This window comes from Parasutterella muris (genome assembly GCF_009767915.1).
Taxonomy (GTDB): Bacteria; Pseudomonadota; Gammaproteobacteria; order Burkholderiales; family Burkholderiaceae_F; genus Parasutterella; species Parasutterella muris.
The window spans coordinates 1-3,187 of record NZ_WSRP01000073.1 but is presented as its reverse complement, the minus strand read 5'-3'; the positions used below and the strand labels follow the sequence as shown (position 1 = coordinate 3,187).

The 3,187-nt window shown below is 50.1% G+C and carries 3 protein-coding genes; 2 read left to right on the top strand and 1 reads right to left on the bottom strand.

Annotated features, from left to right (window positions below; genetic code table 11):
- Positions 1–158: 158 nt before the first annotated feature.
- Complete coding sequence (locus E5987_RS12455) at positions 159–1,334, bottom strand: alpha-hydroxy-acid oxidizing protein (protein WP_160336389.1); 1,176 nt, start codon at positions 1,332–1,334, stop codon at positions 159–161.
- Between the two features lie 205 nt (positions 1,335–1,539).
- Between E5987_RS12455 and E5987_RS12450 the strand changes: the two genes are divergently transcribed.
- Both E5987_RS12450 and E5987_RS12445 read left to right on the top strand, forming a co-directional pair.
- Positions 1,540–2,610 carry a substrate-binding domain-containing protein gene (locus E5987_RS12450; protein WP_160336388.1) on the top strand — a complete coding sequence of 357 codons (1,071 nt, stop codon included), beginning with the start codon at positions 1,540–1,542 and terminating at the stop codon, positions 2,608–2,610.
- A 215-nt stretch (positions 2,611–2,825) separates the two neighbouring features.
- A partial coding sequence (locus E5987_RS12445) for a M20/M25/M40 family metallo-hydrolase (RefSeq protein WP_237178845.1) occupies positions 2,826–3,187 on the top strand: 362 nt, incomplete at its 3' end.

Below are 3,187 nucleotides of genomic sequence, written 5' to 3'. Positions count from 1 at the left end.
ATGAATCCCTCCAGGTAGATTATATAATTATAATCTATTAAATCAGTTAAAAATAATGCCTAATGCCCGGTTTACGGGCAATTTGGGCACTGTGTGTAACTACTAGTAATATTTATGATCTAGTTTTTGGGAATTCAGGATAGGAAGCAGTCGGTTAATTAATGAGGAATCACAACCATATTGCGGTTGATATCTTTCACTGTCTGGGCTCCGGTCAGAACCATTGCGACGGCCAGTTCGTCTCTCAGCCGGTTGGCAAAGAGAGCGACACCATCGTCAAGACCGCCGTGTGCGGCGCGGACAAAGTGTCTTCCTGCCAGTGTGCAGTTGGCGCCTAAGCCGAGATATTTCTCGATGTCAGTGCCGCGAGCGAGTGTGCCGTCAACCATAATGAAGCATCTGCCGTTGACCTTATCGGCGATCTGAGGAAGAATCGCGGCTGTTCCCGGGGTGTCTGCAAGTGTGCGGCCGCCATGGTTGGATACGACGATGCCGGCAGCGCCTGCATTGACACAGAGTTCAGCTTCATCGGGCGTCATAATGCCTTTGAAGATGAGCGGAAGTTTGGACGCTTTGACGAGTTCTTTCAGCTGTTCAGGTGTCTTGGGCTCGACTGTCTGGCCCTTAGTCGCTCTTGCGGCTCTTCCCGCGCTGTCGAGGTCAACCGTCAGCGCAATAATGCCGGCCTGTTCAGCCAAACGCATTCTTTCCATAATGTCCTTCTGCAGTCTCGGCTTCAAGCCGACGATGGCTTTGTAGCCGTTTTTTTTCAGTGTTTGAAGACGCTTTTCATAGACGTCAAGCGGGTCACCGATACCGTCAGCGACAGCGCCGAGTGTGCCGGCTTTATTGCAGCCGCCGCAGATGGCGTTAACAAACTCGGCTTCTGTCAGTTTGCCGCCCATGTTATAAGTGGTACCGCCTGTCGGCGCAGCAATGACCGGCATAGAGATCTTGGTGCCGAAGAAATCAATGCTGGTGTCCGGGACGTGTACGTCGTGTACCACTCGAGAGTTGAGCTGAACGGCTGCGAGAGAGTCGTAGTTGGCCTGGAAACCGCGGCTTGCGCCCATGCCGCCGAATCCGGGAACCTGACCGATACAGGGGCCTCGGCCGTTGCACTCCGGACAGACGTAGCAGCGCGGCATCATCATCTGACGAGCACGGTTGCGGACTTCTTCATAGGTCATCTTGCCGGTGAGCGGACGGATCTTCTGTGCCTCTGCGCTTTCGGCAGCCTGAGCGGCGGAAATGCCGGTGAGGGAGGTGCCGGCAAGTGCGGCCGCGGATCCCAGAAGGTTTCTTCTGGAAAATTGAATTGTTTTATGTTCCATATCATCTCTCCTTGGTGTGAGCAATGCAATTATTTCATTAATTTTAAATATGAACAGTAGTTCATAATAAGACAAAACTTAATATTTACACTAGGTTGATTCGCTGGAATTGGGTATGTGATTTATAGGAGTCTTGATTTTTCTGAATCAGTACTGGAATAAAATAGGCACTTGTATTCATATCTCGGGAAAAATGGAACGCTAAATGAAGAAACTGAACGTGCATCTGGAGTTTTCATTCGGCGCTGAACCCGACAGCGGGCGTCTGCCTTTGAGGAACAGTCTGATCGATATGCTTGACGCGGTAAAAAGTTCCGGTTCTCTTTCCGGTGCGGCCAAACTGCTGAAGTTTTCGTATCGTCATCTTTGGAACGAACTCAATCGCTGGGAAAAAGAACTCGGAGCCGAACTCTTAGTAAGAGGAAGAGGAAAAAACGGAGAGCTCACCGAATATGCGGAGAGACTTCTTTGGGCGAACAAGGAAATTCAGGCAAGATATTTGGAACAAATCCTGGATCTGAAGGCCGGCATCTCCCAGACGTTTTCCCGGGCGCTGAAGGATAGCTGGGATCCGATCCGAATTGACGGATGCGCAGATATAGCTCTCGATAAACTGAGACGAATTCCGCATCCCAACACCTTTGAGCTGGAGGTCTCCTTTAGCTCGAGTCAGGCCGGTCTCAAATTGCTAGCGGAAGGTAAATGCGATCTCGCAGGTTTTAATTTTCCGAAGGCTTCTGCAAGAGGGGGCTCGGCAGCTAAATTGTTCCTGCCTCTTCTGGATGAAGAAAAAAACAGACTGATTTTCTTTGCTTCGCGCCTTCAGGGAATTGCCACCGCGGCGGGCAACCCGCTCAAGATCTATTCGGTACTTGATCTTCAGCTCAAGCACGCGCGCTTTATGAATCGAGCGGTCGGTACCGGAACTCGGCTGATTTTTGACGAGCAGCTTACTGCCTGCGGTGTGAAGCCGGAGGAAATCGACGGTTATGACAATATTTCCGCATCTGCGCCTCTGACCGCGGTGAATATTGCTTCAGGCAAGGTGGATGCGGGCATTTGTACCGAAAAAATAGCGGAGCAGCATGGCCTGGATTTTATTCCGCTTGTTAAAGAAAGCTATTTTTTAGCCGCTCGGCTCTCATTTCTCCAATCAAAGAAAGGAGAGGCATTTGTGGAGTATTTAAAGACAATCAGTTGGGACGATCTTCCCGGGTATGACTTTTCTTCATGCGGAGAGATCATGCGCGTAAGCGATGTGTTTTCATCGACCTGAAGCACGAGAACAGAACGGATTCAAAAATCGAAACAGAGGAGTCTTTTATGTAGCAGTACCTGAATCCTCAGGACATCATCGATGAGATTAAACAATACGAAAAGCGTTTAATCGACTTTAGAAGACGGGTCCATAGAGAACCCGAAGTCGGATTTGATACGTCTTTAACGCTTGCGAAGATCGCGGAATTTCTCAAAGAAAACGGAATCGAGGGTTTGGATACGGCGTCATCTTCCGGCAGCGGTTTTCTTTTGATCCGAGGCAGCAAGCCCGGTAAAACAATCGCCCTTCGGGCCGATATCGACGCGCTCAATATTACCGAGCAGAGCGGCTGTCTGTGGGCATCAGAAAATGGGAAGGCGCATTCCTGCGGACATGACGGTCATCAAACGTGGCTGCTCGCGGCGATTCTTTACCTCAGCAGACACAGAGACTTTGCAGGCAATATCCTCTGTATCTTCCAGGCAGCTGAAGAAAGCGTGAACGGCGCGGGCAGTGTCGTGCAGTCCGGAGTATTCAAAAAATACGATGTCAAAGAAATATACGGCGCGCACAACGAACCGCTTCTGGATTTAGG

Excerpts from the sequence above, each read along its gene's own strand:
- E5987_RS12450 (WP_160336388.1), top strand. The coding sequence starts at position 1,540 with ATGAAGAAACTGAACGTGCATCTGGAGTTTTCATTCGGCGCTGAACCC.
- E5987_RS12455 (WP_160336389.1), bottom strand. The coding sequence starts at position 1,334 with ATGGAACATAAAACAATTCAATTTTCCAGAAGAAACCTTCTGGGATCC.